Origin of the sequence: Saccharothrix sp. ST-888, from assembly GCF_000955975.1 — a bacterium.
GTDB lineage: Bacteria > Actinomycetota > Actinomycetes > Streptomycetales > Streptomycetaceae > Kitasatospora.
In genome coordinates this window covers 1-353 of record NZ_JYJF01000593.1, presented here as the reverse complement: position 1 = coordinate 353, position 353 = coordinate 1, and the positions used below count along the sequence as shown (strand labels likewise).

The window sequence follows — 353 nt, the reverse complement described above, 5'->3', positions numbered from 1 at the left end:
GGTCGGGGATGACCAGCTCGGGGTCGACCTCCATCCGGTTGCCCAGGCACGAGCAGTCCGGGCAGGCGCCGAACGGGGAGTTGAAGGAGAAGAAGCGCGGCTCCAGCTCCTCGAAGTAGACGTCGTCGTACGGGCAGTCGAGGCGCTCGGAGAACATTCGCCCGCGCCCGGGCTCGTCCCCGGGCAGATCTACGAACTCGAGCACCACCATGCCGCCGGCCGGCGTGCGGGCCTTCTCGACCGAGTCCGTCCGACGCCGCTTGTCGCTCTCCCTGACACTACTGCGGTCTATGGCCACCGCGATCGGTAGCTTCGTCTGCTTCTTCAGCGTGTGCGGCTCGGTGAGCTGGAGG

1 pseudogene is annotated in these 353 nt (G+C 67.7%); it reads right to left on the bottom strand.

Annotation, left to right across the window (positions count from 1 at the left end):
* A pseudogene (locus tag UK12_RS42155) lies at positions 1–353 on the bottom strand (excinuclease ABC subunit UvrA); the annotation flags it as partial.